The sequence below is a fragment of the Ottowia sp. genome (genome assembly GCF_047601385.1).
GTDB lineage: Bacteria > Pseudomonadota > Gammaproteobacteria > Burkholderiales > Burkholderiaceae_C > Ottowia.
Map to the genome: position 1 here is coordinate 2,380,464 of NZ_JASGJP010000001.1, position 18,463 is coordinate 2,398,926.

The following is an 18,463-nucleotide window of genomic DNA, read 5'->3' on the forward strand; positions in this document are numbered from 1 at the left end:
CCTTCTCCCTGGTTCCCCTGGTTCGTTCGCGCGTTCGGCCCGATGCCCGCCCGTGCGGCTACTTGCAGACGTTGATGACCGGGCCGCGCACGACCACGACCTGGCTGCCCTTGTCGCCGGCGCCGTAGCGCTGCCCGACCTCCGGCTTCGCCGATGGCGAGCTGCCGATGTTGGTGGTGCAGTTCTTGCCGCCGACGCCGGAGCTCATCTGTTCGTCGACCTGGCGCTTGCCGTCCTCGCGCTCGATGCGCGAGCGCGACAGCGCGGTGCCCACCTTGTTGCGCGCCGAGGGGTCGAGGTTGCCGCGCTCCGCGGGCGGCTTCTGCACCGCGAACGCGGGCGCGGACGACAGCGCACCGGCGATGCAGGCCGCGGCGACGAGCGGCGCCGCCAGGCCCAGCGGGCGCTTGCACGATGGCGAGATGTTCATGGCATTTCTCCGCGAGGCGGGGTGCCGGCGCCGAGCGCCCCAGGCCCGCAGGCCGGGGTGCTCGCCGTGGGCCCCAGGGGACTCACTTGCCGTCGTTGGACGCCAGGTTCTGCTCGGCCTTGGTCATCGGGCCGATGGCGGCGTTCAGCACGGCGCCGTTCTTCACGGAAACGTCCTGCGTGTTGTCGCCGCCGATGGTCACGTTGCCCTTGTTCGAGGCCAGGTTCTGCTTGGCCTGGGCGCCGGCGCCGATGGCGGCGTTCAGCACCGCGCCGTTCTTCACGGTCACGGTCTGCTTGTTCTTCCCGCCGATCTTGACCTCGGCTTGAGCGCCCAGCCCCAGCGCGAGGCCGGCGACGAGAATGGCGATGACTTTCTTCATGATGCTCTCCTTCCTGGATACCCGGGTTTTGGACGAAGTGCCCCCTGCGGCACCCGTACCCGCATGGACACATGGACTCGGCGGTTGTGTTGGTTGACAGCCCGCCGAATGGCTGGGCGACCTAGCGGTCGCCGATGTTCACGGTGCTGGTGACGCCCCGTCCGCTGGCGGAAGTCACCACCGGACCGCTGACGGACACCACCTGGTTGTTGCCTGCCCTGGCACGATCCCGGGAGGCGATGTTCAGCTCGCTGCGGGCGCCCGCGTCGGCGGCGTTGACCACCGCGCCGCTGATGTCCACCTGCTGGCGGTTGCCGCCCACGATCCTGACCTTTCCCTGGTTGGAGCCGATGTTCATCACCGCCTCGCCGCCGCTCGCGGCACGGTTGACGACGGCGCCGCGCACGTTGACCTTCTGGCTGTTCTCCGCCATGGCCAGCCCGCCTGCCGAGCACCCTGCCAGGGCCAGGAGCGCGCCGCGTCCGAAGCAATGCAGTGGTTTCATGTTCCACCTCCAAAGGCCGTTCATCCGGCTTCGTTTCACCTGCCCGGCCGCGCCCCGGAAGGAGCGCGAAACAGCCTGGGCCGATGAATCAAAATGTTAGGCGCTGGTCGAAAGTTTGTCGTCTTACTTGCGGTGTACGACGTTGGTCATACTCCCTTTGAGCGACGCCGCCGGCCGGGTGGCGCACGGCAGCCGCGTCACGCTGGGGCCGCTGGCCCTGGTGACCAAGGGCGAGGCCATTCCGCCCGGCGCGCGCCGGCCCGGCCCGCCGCCACGTCCTGGCGAGCCGCGCCGGAAGCGGCGTGCGCCTCACAAGGTGAAGCAAGCCGGCGCCGGCAGCGAAGGGCGCGGGCCCGCACAATACCCATTGCCCGAACACGTTGCGGCGCACGCGCCCAGCCCTTCTTCACCATGCCGAAACCGTTCATCCGACCCGCCCTGTCCGTTCTTTCGCTCGTGCTGCCGGTTCTCGCCGCCGCGCAGCCGCCAACGCCCGCCCGCGCCGAGGCCGCGGCCGCCTGGCAGGCCTGCCTGGGCAAGCCCGACAGGGCGCGCCTGAACTGCTTCGACGGCTGGGCGCGCGAGCAGCAGGACCTGCTGGCCGCCATCGAGGAGAAAGTCCGCTCGGCCGAGACTTCGCCCACGCGCAACGAGGCGCCCAGCGCCCAGGCGGCGGTAGTGCGCGGCCAGGTGGCGGCGGCGCTGGCCACCGTGCAGCCCGAGCGGGTGGAAGGCGGCCCGGCGTCGGGCTCGGCCGGCATCATCGGCGTGGGGCTGGAGCAGGGCTGCCGCGACCGGCAGTTCTCCGACCTGTCGCGCTTCTGGGAGCTGGAGTCGGGCTCCAGCTGCCCCACCTTCGGGCTGCGCGCGTTCCAGCCCTCCACCGTCTCCGTCGCCGCCGGCGACCACATCAACCGCCAGCCCAGCTCGCCCAACCCGCTCAACAGCGCCACCGAGCCGATCGACTACAGCAAGCACGAGATGCGCCTGGCGGTCTCGGTGCGCACCAAGCTGGCCAGCGGGCTGCTCACGCCCCGGGACGGCACGCTGCGCGACTCGCTGTGGGCGGCCTACACGGCGCAGTCGTACTGGCAGCTGTTCAACAGCGCGCTGTCGCGGCCGTTCCGCAACACCGACCACATGCCGGAGCTGATCTACGTCTACCCGACCACGATGAAGCTGCCCGGCGGCTGGCTGTGGCGCTACAGCGGCGCCGGGCTGGTGCACCAGTCCAACGGGCAGAGCGACCCGCTGTCGCGCAGCTGGAACCGCGTCTACCTGATGGCCGGCTTCGAGAAGGACAACCGCCTCAACCTGCAACTGCGGCTGTGGAAGCGCCTGCCCGAGGACGTGCTGAAGGACAACAACTCCGACATCAGCCGCTACGTCGGCCGCGGCGACCTCACCCTGGGCTGGAACATCGACAGCAAGAACAGCCTGCGCGCCACCTACACCGGCTTCAACCGGCGCGGCTCCGGCCGGCTGGAGTGGACGCGCTCGCTGGGCGACGGGCTGGGCAACAGCTTCTCGGGCCTGCGGCTGTACACGGCCGTCTTCCACGGCTACGGCGACAGCCTGCTGGACTACAACTTCAAGCGCACCGTGTTCTCGATCGGGCTGAGCCTGGTGGACTTCTGAGCCGGGGTTTCAAGCCAAATCGGCCTCTAGCGCCCATCCAGCAAGCGCTGACAGCTATCAATTAAATAGTGTTCAGTTGCTGGGCCGGCGCTACCGGCCCGTCAAGCCTGCCTGATCGGGCAGCGCCGCCAGCATGCGATTGAGCACCGTCCCAGGCTTGGCACCGCAGGCCAGGCACCAGTCGATGAACAGCATCACATCGACGTAGGCCTCGCCGCGCTCGATCTTCGACACGTAGGACTGCCCCACCTCCAGCCGCTCGGCCAACTGCGCCTGCGAGAGCCCCGCCTTCTTGCGCAGAGCCACCAGCGCCGACCGCACGGCCTGGTAGCGTGAATTGTGGACGGAAACGGACACCCGCCGATGCTCGATTCCAATCTGGAATAGTCCATTTCAGACTTTTCAGGGTACGATCGGCGCGGCTCAGACCCAACCACCATCCATTCAAGCGAAAGAGGACAACCATGAACAAGAAGCTCGCGGCCGTAGGGCTGCTGTGCGCCTTTATGGCGGCCTGCGGCGGCAGCGGGGACGAGGACGCGACCGGGCCGACCCCATCTCCCGCACCCGCGCCGACTCCGGCTCCGGCGCCTGCTCCCCAAGCCAGTCCGGAAGGCTTCTGGGTCGGCCGCGCCTCGACCGGCACGGATGTTTTCCTGGCGGTGCTGGACGACGGCAAGACCTGGGGTCTGTATGAGTCAGACGGCTACATCGTGGGCGCGCTGGTTGGCCAAACCAGCTACAGCGGCACATCTCTTTCCGGCTCGGGGCGGGACTTCAATCTGTTGTCGCGTACCGTCAGCCCTGGCACCTACGCAGGCACCTTCTCGACCAAGAGTTACGTCGACGTCAGCCTGTCGAACGGCTCGACGTTCACCGGCAGCTATGGCGCCTCGTACGACCAGCCGGCCTCGCAGTCAGCCGTGGCCGGCACGTTTTCCGGCACAGGTGTCACGGGCACCACGCTGCCGCAGGCGGCGACGATCAGCGTCGCGTCCTCCGGCGAGGTCACCATGTCCCCCGCTCAGGGCTGCGGCGGTTCCGGCTCGGTCAAGCCGCGCGCCTCGGGCAAAAACGTGTACGACGTAACGATCACCTTCCAGGGTGATGCGTGTGCGCTGGGCAACGGCGTCACCGTGCGCGGCATCGCCGTCTACGACACCGCCCAGCGCAGGCTGTGGGCGCTGGCTGCGAACAGCGCGCAGACAGACGGCTTCATCTACGCCGCCATCAAGAACTGACGCACCGGCCTGCCCTCAGGCCGCCGCCCTGTAGAACCCCGCCGCCTGCACACCCCGCGGCGCCAGCGGGCCGACGGCGCGGGCGATGGCGCCGATGTGCTCCGGCGTGGTGCCGCAGCAGCCGCCGACGATGTTCACCAGCCCCTCGGCCGCGAACTCGTGCACCAGGCGGCTGGTGACCTCGGGCGTCTCGTCGAAGCCGGTGTCGCTCATCGGGTTGGGCAGGCCGGCGTTGGGGTAGCAGCTGATGAAGGTATCGGCGGCCACGCGCGCCAGTTCCTCGACGTAGGGCCGCATCAGCGCCGCGCCCAGCGCGCAGTTCAGCCCCACGGCCAGCGGCTGCGCATGGCGCACGCTGTACCAGAAGGCGGTGACGGTCTGGCCCGAGAGCACGCGGCCCGAGGCGTCGGTGACGGTGCCGCTGATGAGGATGGGCAGGCGCTCGCCGCTCTGCTCGAAGGCCTCGTCGATGGCGAACAGCGCCGCCTTGGCGTTGAGGGTGTCGAAGATGGTCTCCACCAGCAGCACGTCGGCGCCGCCCTCGATCAGCGCCAGCGCCTGTTCCAGGTAGGCCGCGCGCAGCTGCTCGAAGCTGATGTTGCGCGCGCCGGGGTCGTTCACGTCGGGGCTGATGCTGGCGGTCTTGGGCGTGGGGCCGAGGGCGCCTGCGACGAAGCGGGGCTTGTCGGGCGTTGAATACTTGTCGCAGGCGGCGCGCGCAAGGCGGGCGCTGGCCACGTTCATCTCGCGCGCCAGCTCGGCCATGCCGTAGTCCTCCTGCGCGACGGTCGTGGCGCCGAAGGTGTTGGTCTCGATCAGGTCGGCGCCGGCGGCCAGGTAGCCGGCGTGGATGTCGCTGATCACGTCGGGCCGCGTGAGCGAGAGCAGTTCGTTGTTGCCCTTCACGTCGCGCGGGAAACCGGCGAAGTGCTCGCCGCGGTACTGTTCTTCGGTGAGCTTGAAGCGCTGGATCATGGTGCCCATGGCGCCGTCGAGGATGACCAGGCGCTGCGCCAAGATGCCGGGCAGCGCGGCGGCGCGGGTATAGGCGGGCGGGTTCATGCGTCGATTGTAGGAAGCCGGGGCGCCATTACCCGAGCGAGCCAGTGGGCCAAGCCCGCCGGGCCGTTGGCTGACTGGTATTCCGGGTAGAGTGTCCTTATCCCCCGTCCGGGGATGAGGACGAGACCTAGACAACGAGGAACCCACCATGCGATCGCGAACATTCTGGAAGCTCAGGCCCGTTGTGCTGGCCCTGGCGCTGGCCGCCTGCGGCGGTTCGGACGACAACGCGCCGGGCACCGCCCTGGCGGTGGACACCAATTCCTACAGTTGCACCGCCTCGACGGCGGACGGCACGCCCGTCATCGTCGGCTCGGGCGACCCGGGCGACCCGGCCGCGCCGGAGGCGGCCTCGGGCTACCGCCTGGGCTACAAGGCTAAGTACTCGAGCAAATACATGGTGGTGGCCAACACCCCGCTGGCCACCAAGGCCGGCTGCGACGTGCTGAAGGCCGGCGGCAGCGCCGCCGACGCCGCGGTGGCGGTGCAGGCGGTGCTGGGCCTGGTGGAGCCGCAGTCGAGCACCATCGCGGGCAGCGCCTTCATGCTCTACTTCGACGCCGAGACCAAGAAGGTGATGGCTTACGACGGCCGCGAGACCGCGCCCGCCGCCGCCAGCGGCTACTACCTGGCGCGCCAGGACCAGGCGGACGCCAGCTCCCCCGCGCCCGTGCCCAGCGCGCGCCGCAGCGGCCGCTCCATCGGCGTGCCGGGCGTCATGCGCATGCTGGAGATGGCGCACCAGGACCACGGCAAGCTGACGTGGAGCCAACTGTTCGACGAGGGCATCGCCCTGGCCGAGCAGGGCTTCCAGGTGCCGCAGCGGCTGGCCAGCGCCATCGCCTCGAACGCCGCCAGCCTGGCGCTGGACGCCAACGCCATGCAGACCTACTTCACCGCCGACGGCCAGCCGCGCGCCGCGCTGTCGGTGATGACCAACGCGCCCTACGCCGTCACGCTGAAGGCGCTGGCGGCGCAGGGCGCCGACGCGCTGCACACGGGCCCGATCGCCCAGGCCATCATCGACAAGGCGCGCCAGTCGGTGGGCGACGACGCGGCCAAGACCCCGATCACCCCCAGCCTGATGACGCTGGACGACCTGGCCGCCTACCAGGCCAAGCGGCGCGAGCCGGTGTGCACCACCTACCGCGCCGCCTACCACGTGTGCACCATGTCGCCGCCGTCCTCGGGCGGCATCGCCATCGCGCAGGCGCTGGGCATCCTGGGCAACTTCGACCTGTCGGCCTACCCGCCCTCCAACCCCGCCGACGAAGGCGGCGTGCCCAGCGTGATGGGCGTGCACCTGGTGTCCGAGGCCGAGCGCCTGGCCTACGCCGACCGCGACAAATACGTCGCCGACACCGACTTCGTGCCGCTGCCCGGCAAGGGCCTGTCGTCGCTGCTCGACCCGGCCTACCTGGCCTCGCGCGCCGCGCTGATCAACCCCGACCAGAGCATGGGCACGGCGCAGCCCGGCGTGTTCGACGCCAAGAGCCTGAAGTGGGGCGTCGCCCCCACGCCCGAATACGGCACCACGCACTTCTCCATCGTCGATGCCTACGGCAACGCGCTGTCGATGACCACCACGGTGGAGTCCAGCATGGGCTCGTTCCACATGGTCGATGGCTTCCTGCTGACCAACCAGTTGACCGACTTCTCGGGCCAGCCGGCCGACGCCGAGGGCAACCCCATCGCCAACCGCGTCGAGCCCGGCAAGCGCCCGCGCAGCACGATGGCGCCGACGCTGGTGTTCAAGGGCACGGCGCCGGGCGACTTCCTCATGGCCACCGGCTCGCCGGGCGGCGGGGCGATCATCCAGTACGTGCTCAAGACCGTGGTCGGCGCGCTCGACTGGGGGCTGGACGCGCAGCAGGCCACCTCGCTGACCGACTTCGGCGCCAGCAACAGTGCCACCACCAGCGTGGACGGCTCCAACACCACGCAGGATCTGACGGCGCTGGTGAGCGGCCTCCAAGCCAAGGGGCACACCGTCTCCACCAGCGCGCAGTCCAGCGGCATCTCCACCATCATGCGCGTGAACCAGAGCGGCACCGCCAAGCTGGAGGGCGGCGTCGATCCGCGGCGCGAGGGCATCGTGCTGGGCGACGGCACGCTGTAGACGGGCGCTTTGCCCACGCGGCAGCGCTCAGCGGCCGCTGCTTGCCCCATCCCCACCCGGCCCTTGGCCGGCGGGGATTTTTGTTGGCGGGCGGCCCGTTCTCGCTGGGCCACAATGCAGCCCGTGCCTGCTCCAACCTCAGTGCCCTCCCTGGCCTCCACGCCCGACGCCGTCCTACGTGAAGTCTTCGGCTACGAACACTTCCGCGGCCAGCAGGCCGACATCGTTCAGCACGTCATCGGCAACGGCGACGCGCTGGTGCTGATGCCCACCGGCGGCGGCAAGTCGTTGTGCTACCAGGTGCCGGCCATCGTGCGGCAGCAGCAGGGGCGCGGGGTGACGCTGGTCATCTCGCCTCTGATCGCGCTGATGCACGACCAGGTCGGCGCGCTGCGCGAAGCCGGTGTGGCGGCGGCCTTCCTCAACTCCACGCTGGACTGGGAGCAGGCCGAGGACATCGAGCGCCGCCTGCTGGCCGGCCAGCTCACGCTGCTCTATGCCGCGCCCGAGCGCGTGACCACGCCGCGCTTCCTGGGCCTGCTGGACACGCTGCACGCGCACGGTCAACTGAGCCTGTTCGCCATCGACGAGGCGCACTGCGTCAGCCAGTGGGGCCACGACTTCCGCCCCGAGTACCGCCAGCTCACCGTGCTGCACGAGCGCTGGCCCGGCGTGCCGCGCATCGCGCTGACGGCCACGGCCGACGCCACCACGCGCGCCGACATCGTGGAGCGGCTGCAGTTGCAGGACGCGCGCCGGTTCGTCAGCAGCTTCGACCGGCCGAACATCCGCTATCGCGTAGGCGAGAAGAAGGAGCCCACGCGCCAGCTGTTGCAGTTCATCGAGCGCGAGCACGCTGGCGAGGCCGGCATCGTCTACTGCCAGTCGCGCAAGCGGGTGGAGGAGCTGGCGCAGACGCTGTGCGAGCACGGGCTGGACGCGCTGCCCTACCACGCCGGCCTGCCGCCCGAAGTGCGGCAGCAGAACCAGGACCGCTTCCTGCGCGAGGACGGCGTGGTGATGGTGGCGACCATCGCCTTCGGCATGGGCATCGACAAGCCCGACGTGCGCTTCGTCGCCCACGTGGACATGCCCAAGAACATCGAGGGCTACTACCAAGAGACCGGCCGCGCCGGCCGCGACGGCGCGCCGGCCCAGGCCTGGATGGCCTACGGCCTGCAGGACGTGGTAAACCAGCGCCGCATGATCGACGAGAGCCCGGCGGGTGAGGAGTTCAAGCAGGTCATGCGCGGCAAGCTGGACGCGCTGCTGGCCCTGGCCGAGGCCACCGGCTGCCGGCGCGAGCGGCTGCTGGCCTACTTTGGCGAGGACATGGCGGGCGCCTCGGATGCTATCGATTCGGGAGCTGCTGGCGCAGTTACAGCAAGCGCTGGAGGCCAATTTGACTCAGAAGATGCCGCACCGCGCTACCGCCCCGGCTTCTGCGGCAACTGCGACAACTGCCTGCACCCGCCCGAGGTGTGGGACGCCACCGACTGCGCACGCAAGCTGCTGTCCACCATCTACCGCGTGCAGCAGGTGAGCGGCATCGGCTTCGGCACCGGACACGTGATGGACATCCTGCGCGGCAAGCCCACCGACAAGGTCAAGCAATTCGGCCACGAGCGCGTCAGCACCTTCGGCCTCGGCGCCGAGTTCAGCGAGGCGCAGCTGCGCGGCGTGTTGCGCCAACTCATTGCGCTGGGCGCCGTCAGCGTCGATGCCGAGCGCTTCAACACGCTGCGCCTGGAAGACGCCGCCCGCCCCATCCTCAAGGGCGGGCAGCCCGTGCGCCTGCGCGCCGCCACCGCCGCCGCGCCTGCGCCCCGGGAATCGCGCGAGCGCCAGCGCAAGGCCCGCGCCGGCGCCGCGCCGCCGGCCGCGGCCGAACTGGACGCCGCCGCCCAGGCCCGCTTCGCCGCGCTGAAAGCCTGGCGCGCCGAGGTCGCGCGCGAGCACAACCTGCCCGCCTACGTGATCTTTCACGACGCCACGCTCGCCGCCATCGCCGCGCGTGCGCCGCAGGCGCTTCATGATCTGCATGGCATCAGCGGCATCGGCGCCGCCAAGCTGGACAAGTACGGCGAAGAAGTGCTGCGGGTCTGCGGCAGCGAACCCGGCCGCGGCTGACCCTGGCGCAGTGGACGCCGCATGGCGTTCGCCATCGGGCGCCCCGCATCGGTGCGCACCTTCCTGGCCTGCCCCCACGCCATTTCCTCCGGGAGGCCATGCCTTGCGGCGCGCTGTAAAAATTTTATTGACATTTCAGTGAAATGTTTGGATTATCAGTCTCGTCTTCACTTCCCGAGAGTTGGCCATGAAGCCCTACGACATCAACAGCTTCTTCAAATTCCTGAACTACGGCCCGGGCAACCGGACCTACCAGTGCCCCGATCTCAAGACCCTCTCCGTCACCTGCCGGGGCGACGCGGCGCAACTGGAGGCCATGCTGGAGCCCACGCCCTTCGAGCTGGCGGACGACCGCTTCGTGGTCTCCGTGGCCGACTTCAACAACGTGGGCGCGCGCAACTACTTCGACGCCGCCGTGATCCTGGCCGTGCGCTACGGCGACCAGAGGGGCGGCAACTACTACTTCGAATACGAGGACAACCCGGCCACGGTGGCCGGCGGGCGCGAGCTGTGGGGCTATCCCAAGCACTTCGCCAAGATCTCGCTCGAGGAGAAGGACGGCAACGCACGCGGCCGCGTCTGGCTGGAAGGCGAGACGATCTTCGAGATCACCCTGGAAGGCGGTGTGGAAGAGGCGGCGAAGCCGGCCTCCGACCTGCAGCTCTACCCGCACCTGCAAGTACGCGCCATACCCCAGGCCAATGGCCCGAGCTTCCAGAGCTTCGAGATCCTGAGCCGCAACACCGTCAAGGACTACCAGCCCAAGCTGCGCAAGGCCGGCAAGGGCAGCGTGACGCTGGGCAAGGCCGTGAGCTTCGGCGGCACGCCGCTGAAGGTCGTCGAAGTGCTGGGCGCCGAATACACGGTCGGCGACTTCTACGCCACGGCCGAGAACGGCACGCCCAAGATCGTCGCCAACCTGGTCTGACAGTCACCCCCCGGGGGCGCGCATGCCCCTTCCCTTCCTCCCATTAGCACAGGTGGTCAGAATGAAACGCATACTGAAACAGGCTCTTCGCACCGCGGCGACGGCATTGGCCGCCGCTCCCCTGCTGGCCATGGCCCAGGCGAACTACGGCGAGTGCACCGTCACGCCGAACCCGCCGGTCCGCCCGATGGCCACGCGCGTGCCCGACGCCCTGACCGTGGCCGTGCCGCTGCCCTCGCCCGGCGCCTACAACGGCAACACGCCGGAGACGATCAACGGCGGCTACATGTACTGCATGGTGGCCGAGATCGCCAACCGCGCGGGCGGCAAGAAGTTGATCATCAAGAACGCCTCGTTCGAATCGATCGTCACCGGCAAGGGGAGCGATTTCGACATGTCCGTGTGGGACATCCTGATCACCGATGCGCGCAAACAGGCGGTCGATTTCTCCGACCCCTATCGCAAGGCAGACACCGGCGTGCTGGTACGCCCGAACTCCGACCTGACGGAGGACAGCATCCGCAACGCCAGCATCGGCTCACTGCTGGGCTCCGCTCAGGAAAAGTTCATCCGCGAAACCAAGCTGATCGATCCGCAGAAGCTGCGCCTGTTCCAGTCCAATGACGACATGTGGACGGCGCTGCGGTCACGCCAGATCGACGCCGTGCTGACCGACACCAACGTGGTGATGCGCGCAGCGAAACGCATGTCGCTGAAAGTGGTGGGGCGCTATCCGGCCGGAGGCGACATCGCGGCGTTGTTCCCGAAGGGCTCCAAGAACGTGGCGCCCGTCAACCAGATCCTGGACGACATGCGCAAGGACGGCAGCTTGCGCGCCGTCGAAGTGAAGTGGCTGGAGCCCGGCCTGGGCGGCGATCCCAACGCCATCCCGATGTGGCGCGTGCCCTGAGGCGAGTGCTGCCATGAGCGTCCCGCAAGCCCTCCCCATGGAAAAGACTTCCGCAGCAGCCCGAACGCCGATGGCGCCGCCCGGCACGGCCTGGCTGCTGGCGGCCGCGGTGCTGGCCTCGGCCGCGCTCGCCGCGCTGGGCTACTACGCGGGCTTGCATGCCGGGCGCTACCTGGCGCCGGGGCTCGGCGCCCTGCCCAGCATCCTGCTGCCGCTGGCGGCGCTGGTCGTGCCGGTGATTGACATCGTCCGCGCCCTGCGCCGGCGCAGCCAGTCGCGGCGCCACTGGCAGGCCCGGCGCTTCACCGAGGCGCGCCGCGCCGCGGCCGGCGCGCGCGACCAGGCCTGGTCGGCCATCGGCGCCGTGCTGTTCCTGGCGCCGGTGCTGGCGCTGCTCATCTTCGTCACGGTGAACACGGGTGCGGTCGCCAAGACCTTCCTGAAGTGGGAGGTGATCTCGGAGAGCTTCGCTGACGTGGCCAAGGCCGCCAAGATCAACGTCTGGATCGCCATCGGCGCGGAGCTGGCCTCGCTGGCGCTGGGGCTCGTGCTGGCCGTGGGGCGCTCGCTGCCGGGACACAGCTTCCGCCTGGTGCGCGTGCTGTGCATCACCTACATCGACGTGTTCCGCGGCCTGCCGGCGATCGTGGTGGTGTACCTCATCTGCTTCGGCCTGCCGCTGACCGAGACCCCCTTCATCGGCGACGCCAACTCGGCCACCTACGCCATCATCGCGCTCACCCTGACCTACGCCGCCTACCAGGCCGAGATTCTGCGCGCGGGCATCGAGAGCATCCACCCCAGCCAGATCTCGGCCGGGCGCTCGCTGGGGCTGTCGCGCTATTCGATCTTCCGCTGCGTGGTGCTGCCGCAGGCGCTCAAGCGCATGGCGCCGCCGCTGCTGAGCATCTTCGTGGCGCTGCAGAAGGACACGGCGCTGGTGAACATCGTCGGCATCATCGACACCTTCGCGCAGGCCAAGATCTACGCCGCCAACCTCTACAACCTGTCGGCCATCACGGTCGTCTGCATCCTGTTCGTGCTGATCACGATCCCGCAGACCCGCTTCGTCGATCGGCTCATCGCCAAGGGCAAGGTGGCGCCATGAGCCCCCGCCCGGCCGCTCCGAAGGGGGCTTACACCGCAGTGCGAAGCACGGAGGTTATCCAATGAGCGACCGCGACAACGCACTGCTCTCCCTGGTGGACGTCGTCAAGATCTACGGCACCCACCAGGTGCTCAACCACATCAACCTCGACGTTCCGCAGCACCACGTCATCACGCTGATCGGCGCCTCGGGCTCCGGCAAGTCCACGCTGCTGCGCTGCATCAACGGGCTGGAGGACATCCAGGGCGGCGAGGTGCGGTATGCGGGCGAGGTGATCTCCGGCGAGGGCGTGGACCGGGTGGCGATCTGCCGCAAGATCGGCATGGTGTTCCAGAGCTTCAACCTGTTCCCGCACATGACGGTGCTGAAGAACTGCATGCTGGCGCCCGTGCGCGCGCAGCTCTTCACCAAGGGCGAAGCCGAGCACCGCGCGCGCGAACTGCTCCAGCGCGTGGGGCTGGCGGAAAAGGCCGACGCCTACCCCGACCAGCTCTCCGGCGGTCAGCAGCAGCGCGTGGCCATCGCGCGCGCCCTGGTGATGGAGCCCGAGGTGCTGCTGCTGGACGAGGTCACCTCCGCGCTCGACCCGGAACTGGTGGGCGAGGTGCTGGACCTCATCCGCTCGCTGGCCGACCGCGGTATGACCATGGTGCTCACGACGCACGAAATGGCTTTCGCCCAGCAGATCTCCGACACGATCTGCTTCATGCACAAAGGCATCATCCTTGAGAAAGGCCGGCCGGAGGACATCTTCGAGCGCCCGAGGGAAGCCGCTACGCAGGCCTTCGTGCGCCGCTTCGTCCAAGCGGGCGCGCACTGAGCCGGAGAAAGGCTGGCCGCGCCCTCGGGCGCGGCGGCCGCGGGGGAAGCTATCATCCGGCGGCCGCGACGTCGAGGCGAAACGCACTCCCATGCTAGAGACAAAAACCAGCGGTCGCACCACGGATCGGATGAGCGACCTGGTGTACCGGCGGCTCCGGGACAGCCTGGTGACGCTGGAATACCTGCCGAAAACCCCGCTCAACGAAAGAAACCTGAGCGCCGAGCTCAATGTCGGCCTGGCGCCCATCCGCGAGGCGCTGCGGCGGCTGGAGCGGGAGCGGCTGGTGGTCATCTATCCTCGCCAGGGCATCTTCGCCGCCGAGATCGCGATCACCGACCAGCAGCTGATCAAGGAAATCCGGTTGGAAATAGAAGGGCTGGCCGCCGAGCTGGCCGCCCTCCGCGCGTCGGACGACGAGCGCCAGGCGCTGGTCAAGCTGGCCGACGCCGTGGTGCTGGTCACCAACAGCAGCGAGAAGATCAACGGCGATGCCAAGGTGCACCGGGCCATCTACCAGATGGCCCGCAACTCCTTCCTGGAGCCGATCCTGGCCATGCATTTCAACCTGTCGCTGAGACTCTGGCACTTCTGCAGCCGCATGGTGCGCCGTCCCGACATGGGGCCGATCGACCACCGCCCCCTGGCGCGCGCCATCGCGGCGGGAGATGCCGCCCTGGCGCGACGGCTGTTGAGCGAACACGTCGCCCACGACTCGGACGCGCTCCGGGACATCCTGCGCGCCTGCTGAGCCGCTGCCGGGGAGCTCGGCCAGTGCGCGGGCGCTATTTGTTAGATAGCACCTGGCGCTTGCCTGGAAAGCGCTGGAGGCCGGTTTGGCCTGAAATCGACACCCGCCCCGGCATCCACGGCGCGGGCAGGAGCCCAGCCGGTGGCCGTGCGCCCATGCGTGCCGGGCCGGCCTGGCGCAATCCCGGCAGGCGCGCTGGCGAATCGCGCGCCGGCGACCCAGCCCGGCCGGAGAAGCTGCCAGAAAGCGCACATCGGCTGGCCTCGCGCGAGCCCTGGAGCGGCGAATCGCCGCCGGCCGTGCAAAGTTGCACAGGGGCCACGCATGCCTGCGCCGACAATGCCGGCGGCTGCTGTCACAAAGGCACCCGAACAGGGGAGAAGACACCATGAAAAGAAGCATTCGCGCCGAAAGCCATCCGCCCCATGCCTCGCCGGCGCGGGGCCGGCGCCTGGCCTGGGCACTGGCGGGGGCGGCGGCCATCGTGCTGGCCGGTCTGTATGTCGCCGCCACCCATTCGGTGGGCGCCTTCAGCCTGCCGCAGCCGATGATGGTGCTGCCGCCGCTGCTGCTGCTGGCATTCGCGCTGTCCTTGCGGGCATGGCCCGCCCACAAGGGCGAGCCCGCCACGCAGACGCCGCCCGCCACGCAGGCACCGCCCGACGCGATGGACTGGCCCAGCCTGTCCCGGCTGGCGAGCCGGTTCTTCGCCGAGCGCGGCCTCGCCGACCTGAGCCCTGGCCAGCCCTGGCAGGAGGGTGCGGCACGGACGCTGCGCAAGGGTGCGCGCACCTGGGTGGTCCACGCCGACCAGTGGCAGGCCGCGGAGCTGGACGCCCCGGCCGTGAGCCTGCTGGCGCGCGACGTGGCGCGGCGCGGCGCCGACGGCGGCGTCCTGCTGTGCGCCAGCGACGCGTTCACGCCCGCGGCACGCCAACTCGCCGCGCAGTGCGGCATTCTGCTGCTCGATTCGTCCCGGCTGCGCGGCGCCGCCGGCAAAGAGGCGCCCGTACCCGCGCAACGTCCGGCCAGGGCCACGCCGCCCTTGCCCGCGACCGCTGCCGCGCCCGTGCCCGCTGCCGCGCCTGCGCCAGTCAACCGGGTGCCGGTGTTGCGCCCGGACCACGAGGTGCGCGTGCGGCGCGACTTCCAGCCCACCGAGCCGATGGCGAGGGGCGCGCTCAAGGACCACCCCGGCAGCACTGGGCTGCCGCCGCTGACCGCGAGCGAAGCCCTGTCCCTGGCACCGGGGGACGCGCCCGTGCCGACGGGTTTCCTGCCGACCGAGATGGCCAGCGCCGGGCGCCACCTCGCCTGAACGCCCACGCCGCCTGGCCGTCCCGCAGGCCGCCCGAAAGGGGTAAAATGGCCTTATTGGGTTCTTGAAGGAGCTGAGCATGGCCGTGGCGATTCCCATCGAAGGCTTTTCCGGGCTGGCGCGCGCGCCAGCGTCCGACGTCAAGAAGCTCGGCTGGCGCGGCCTGATGCGCGCCGTCGGGCGCGAAGGCAAGGTGCTGGTCACCAACCACGACCGGCCCGAGGCGGTGATCCTCTCCACCGACGAATACCAGCGCCTGCTGCAAGCCGCCCAGGGCGCCGAGGCGCGGCAGGACGACGCGCTCGACACCCTGCGCCGCCGCTTCGACCAGCGCCTGGCCACCCTGGCCGCCGCCGATGCCGGCGAGCGCCTGCGCGGCGTATTCGCCCAGCCGGCCGCGCTGGGCGGGCAGGTGAGGGCGGGCGAGAGCCATTGAGCTATTGATTCAATAGCTGCCAGCGCTTGCTGGACGGGCGCTGGAGGCCAATTTGGCTTGAATAAAGAATGAGCGCCCGCCCTGTCCTCTACGTGCTGGCCGGCGTCAACGGCGCCGGCAAGAGCTCCGTCGGCGGCCACCTGCTCACGCGCGCCGGCCTGGCCTGGTTCAACCCCGACAGCTTCGCCCGCGAACTGCGCGCCGCCACCGGCCTGGACCCTACGGCCGCCAACGCCGCCGCCTGGCGCGAAGGCATGCGCCGGCTGGACGAAGCCGTGGCGCAGGGCCGCAGCCACGCCTTCGAGACCACGCTGGGCGGCCGCAGCGTGCCCGCGCGCCTGCTGGCCGCCGCGCGCACGCACGACGTGCTGGTGTGGTTCTGCGGACTGGCCTCGCCCGAGCTGCACCTCGCACGCGTGCGCGCCCGGGTGGCTCGGGGCGGCCACGACATCCCCGAGGCGAAAATCCGCGAACGCTGGACCGCCGCCGTCGCCAACCTGATCGCCCTGCTGCCGAATCTGGCGCAGGCGCAGCTCTACGACAACAGCGCCGCCGTGGCGCCCGGCCAGGCGGTGCCCGACCCGGTGTGTGTCGCGCTGATCGAGCGCGGGCGGCTGGTGTGGCCGGCGGCCGATGATGCCGCCGCGCTGCGGCGCGTGCCCGACTGGGCCAAGCCGGTGGTGGAGGCGGCGCTGTAACCCGCTCGCCTGGCATCAGCCTCGGCTTCGAGGTGGCTGGACTGGTACCGATCCCGATGGGAACCATCCCAGTATCGGCCTGCACGCACAATGTATAGAGTGACTGCCAACTTCAATTCATAGCGAGGCAGATCATGGGCGACGTCGCCGCAGTCACGAACAACATCCAGCAACGCACCCGCGACGACGGGTTTCTGGGGCTGAACCGCAACGAGCACCTGCACCAGACGGTGGAGGATCTGAAGGCTCTCACCGCGGACGAGCGCAACCAGGTGGCGGCCGGGCTGTCGGACGACGATCTGCAGGAGCTGGCCGACGACGTCAACGCCAGCGGCCTCGGCGGCGCCAACGGCTTGTCGGCCGACGAGAAGCGCGACCTCTTCAATACGCTGGCCGAGGGTCTGGACGGCAAGCAGCTGGCGCGCCTGGCCAAGGCCTTCGACGACCGCCAGGACGTCATGGCCCTGGGGCAGGCCGTCGCCCAGCACGCCGATTCGGACACCAAGGTCGCTTTCATCAAGGAAATGGCGCCGCGCACGGCCGACGACGACCACGACAGCGGCGTCATGGTCGGGGGCTCCTGGTCGGAGGCCGGCGACAAGGAAGCCGAAGCGATCCTGGACGTGCTGAGCAGCATGGGCAACGACCCCGCCGCGTTCAACGAGGCCATCAACGCGCTCGACGACGCCACGCTGGACAAGGTGGCGACCGCCGGGCTGAACCAGCACACCACCTATGGCGAGTCGAGCGTCAGCGTCTCGCACGACCCGAAGCAGCTCACCGCCCTGCTGCGGGCCGCCTCGTCCAGCAACGACCCGGCCGTCAAGGCGCGCGTCTTCGATGCCGGGGCCGGCGCCCTGCAGAAGATGCGCGACGACACCAGGTTCCCCGTGGTGGGCGTCGGCACCGACCAGGCCGCCAAGCAGGTGGCCGACGGGCTCACCCAGCTGCTGAACACCGACGTGCGCGGCATCGTCAACGAATTGCAGAAGGCCGACCAGTACGGCAAGGGCCTGTCCATCTACACCTCGGAAGTGCTGCGCGCCGACCCCAAGGCCGGCGCCAAGACCATCGGCAACCAGTTGGCACAGCTGCAGGGCGCGGGCACCGGCATGGACCCGGCCCATTTCATCGAGCAGCAGGCGCCCGGCACCACCGGAAAGCCCTACTACCAGAACGCCGAGAACCTGGGCTACTACACCGGCGCCATGCGCCTCGGCCTGGACAACCTGAACACCGACGCCACCACCCAGGGCACGATCATCAAGAGCATCATCCTGACCGCGGTCAGCGCCGCCAGCCTGGGGCGCGGCTCCGGCATCACGCTGGCCACCGGGGCCAACGTCGTCGATGCCATGATCAACGAAGCCAATGGCAATCGCACCGAGCTGGGCCAGGGTTTGCAGGATTTGGCGCTGCCGCTCGATGCACGGGGCAACCGCTACGAAGGCCCGGCCGCGGCGGCCTACAACGCCAAGGTGTCGATCGTGCGCCACAATTGATGTGATGGGGCCCGTGCGAACTCCCACCCGTCGGCACGCGCTCTCCATGATCGGAGGCGCGGCTCTGCTGGCCGGCGGGCACCTGGTTCACGCCGATCCCGGCGCCTGGCTGCCGGCGGGCACGCGGCGGTTCGCCCACCACGACGAGAGCTCCGCCTGGTTCGACGAAGCCGTCATCCGCCTCAAGGGCCGCTATCCGGCGAACGGCGGTCGCGTGCCTTACGGCGGCAAGCGCCTGGCGGCCGCGGCGGACGTGACCGACGCGCAACTGCGCCAGTCCATCGACCAGCAACTGGGCCCCCGCTGGCGCCGCGCGCCCTCCCTCGACAGCGGCAGCACGGACCTACAGCTCTACGTCTGGGAGCCGGCGGGCGGGGCGCCCGCCCGGTTCTACGCCCTGATGGCCTGGCAGCACACGATGAAAGCGGTGGACGGCACGGTCTACCGCCCGCTGCAGACCATGTACGTCGAGGCCGTGCGCTGAT

The 18,463-nt window shown here is 69.7% G+C and carries 19 protein-coding genes; 14 read left to right on the forward strand and 5 right to left on the reverse strand.

Features of this window, described 5'->3' with window-relative positions:
* Positions 1-58: 58 nt before the first annotated feature.
* The 3 genes from QM772_RS11630 to QM772_RS11640 all read right to left on the reverse strand — a co-directional run bounded on the left by QM772_RS11630 (position 59) and on the right by QM772_RS11640 (position 1,317).
* Positions 59-430, reverse strand: a complete 372-nt coding sequence (locus QM772_RS11630; RefSeq protein WP_415136599.1) for a hypothetical protein — start codon at positions 428-430, stop codon at positions 59-61.
* A gap of 82 nt (positions 431-512) precedes the next feature.
* The gene (locus tag QM772_RS11635; RefSeq protein WP_415136601.1) at positions 513-812 is read right to left on the reverse strand and encodes a hypothetical protein; all 300 of its coding nucleotides are present in this window, start codon (positions 810-812) and stop codon (positions 513-515) included.
* Positions 813-933: 121 nt separating this feature from the next.
* Complete coding sequence (locus tag QM772_RS11640) at positions 934-1,317, reverse strand: hypothetical protein (RefSeq protein WP_415136603.1); 384 nt, start codon at positions 1,315-1,317, stop codon at positions 934-936.
* Between the two features lie 411 nt (positions 1,318-1,728).
* Between QM772_RS11640 and QM772_RS11645 the strand changes: the two genes are divergently transcribed.
* On the forward strand, positions 1,729-2,955 hold the full coding sequence (locus QM772_RS11645; protein ID WP_415136605.1) for a phospholipase A: 1,227 nt from the start codon (positions 1,729-1,731) through the stop codon (positions 2,953-2,955).
* Between the two features lie 90 nt (positions 2,956-3,045).
* On the opposite strand, the gene QM772_RS11650 is transcribed toward QM772_RS11645, so the two are convergent.
* Entirely contained in the window at positions 3,046-3,312 is a 267-nt protein-coding gene (locus tag QM772_RS11650) for a helix-turn-helix domain-containing protein (protein ID WP_415136607.1), read from the reverse strand.
* Between the two features lie 107 nt (positions 3,313-3,419).
* On the opposite strand from QM772_RS11650, the gene QM772_RS11655 reads away from it, so the two are divergent.
* Complete coding sequence (locus tag QM772_RS11655) at positions 3,420-4,196, forward strand: hypothetical protein (RefSeq protein WP_415136609.1); 777 nt, start codon at positions 3,420-3,422, stop codon at positions 4,194-4,196.
* Positions 4,197-4,211: 15 nt separating this feature from the next.
* Here QM772_RS11655 and QM772_RS11660 read toward each other — a convergent pair whose 3' ends face one another.
* A complete protein-coding gene (locus QM772_RS11660) occupies positions 4,212-5,258 on the reverse strand; it encodes a homocysteine S-methyltransferase family protein (RefSeq protein ID WP_415136611.1) in 1,047 nt (348 codons plus the stop codon).
* A gap of 148 nt (positions 5,259-5,406) precedes the next feature.
* Here QM772_RS11660 and QM772_RS11665 point away from each other — a divergent pair, with 148 nt between their 5' ends.
* From QM772_RS11665 to QM772_RS11720, 12 genes are all read left to right on the forward strand, one after another.
* Positions 5,407-7,377, forward strand: a complete 1,971-nt coding sequence (locus QM772_RS11665) for a gamma-glutamyltransferase family protein (RefSeq protein WP_415136613.1) — start codon at positions 5,407-5,409, stop codon at positions 7,375-7,377.
* Between the two features lie 114 nt (positions 7,378-7,491).
* Positions 7,492-9,507: a RecQ family ATP-dependent DNA helicase gene (locus tag QM772_RS11670; RefSeq protein WP_415136615.1), complete on the forward strand. Its 2,016-nt coding sequence runs from the start codon at positions 7,492-7,494 to the stop codon at positions 9,505-9,507.
* A 187-nt stretch (positions 9,508-9,694) separates the two neighbouring features.
* Entirely contained in the window at positions 9,695-10,435 is a 741-nt protein-coding gene (locus QM772_RS11675; protein WP_415136617.1) for an acetoacetate decarboxylase family protein, read from the forward strand.
* Positions 10,436-10,496: 61 nt separating this feature from the next.
* Complete coding sequence (locus tag QM772_RS11680) at positions 10,497-11,345, forward strand: ABC transporter substrate-binding protein (protein WP_415136619.1); 849 nt, start codon at positions 10,497-10,499, stop codon at positions 11,343-11,345.
* Between the two features lie 13 nt (positions 11,346-11,358).
* Positions 11,359-12,453: an amino acid ABC transporter permease gene (locus QM772_RS11685; protein WP_415136621.1), complete on the forward strand. Its 1,095-nt coding sequence runs from the start codon at positions 11,359-11,361 to the stop codon at positions 12,451-12,453.
* Positions 12,454-12,514: 61 nt separating this feature from the next.
* Positions 12,515-13,273: an amino acid ABC transporter ATP-binding protein gene (locus QM772_RS11690; protein ID WP_415136623.1), complete on the forward strand. Its 759-nt coding sequence runs from the start codon at positions 12,515-12,517 to the stop codon at positions 13,271-13,273.
* A gap of 91 nt (positions 13,274-13,364) precedes the next feature.
* Positions 13,365-14,024, forward strand: coding sequence for a GntR family transcriptional regulator (locus tag QM772_RS11695; protein ID WP_415136625.1), 660 nt, complete (start codon positions 13,365-13,367; stop codon positions 14,022-14,024).
* Between the two features lie 388 nt (positions 14,025-14,412).
* Complete coding sequence (locus QM772_RS11700) at positions 14,413-15,342, forward strand: restriction endonuclease (protein ID WP_415136627.1); 930 nt, start codon at positions 14,413-14,415, stop codon at positions 15,340-15,342.
* Positions 15,343-15,421: 79 nt separating this feature from the next.
* The gene (locus tag QM772_RS11705; protein WP_415136629.1) at positions 15,422-15,778 is read left to right on the forward strand and encodes a type II toxin-antitoxin system prevent-host-death family antitoxin; all 357 of its coding nucleotides are present in this window, start codon (positions 15,422-15,424) and stop codon (positions 15,776-15,778) included.
* Between the two features lie 68 nt (positions 15,779-15,846).
* A complete protein-coding gene (locus QM772_RS11710) occupies positions 15,847-16,476 on the forward strand; it encodes an AAA family ATPase (RefSeq protein WP_415136631.1) in 630 nt (209 codons plus the stop codon).
* 134 nt (positions 16,477-16,610) lie between these two features.
* The gene (locus tag QM772_RS11715; protein ID WP_415136633.1) at positions 16,611-17,978 is read left to right on the forward strand and encodes a hypothetical protein; all 1,368 of its coding nucleotides are present in this window, start codon (positions 16,611-16,613) and stop codon (positions 17,976-17,978) included.
* A gap of 46 nt (positions 17,979-18,024) precedes the next feature.
* Positions 18,025-18,462 (forward strand): hypothetical protein, encoded by a 438-nt coding sequence (locus QM772_RS11720; RefSeq protein WP_415136635.1) that lies wholly within the window; start codon positions 18,025-18,027, stop codon positions 18,460-18,462.
* Position 18,463 lies beyond the last annotated feature (1 nt).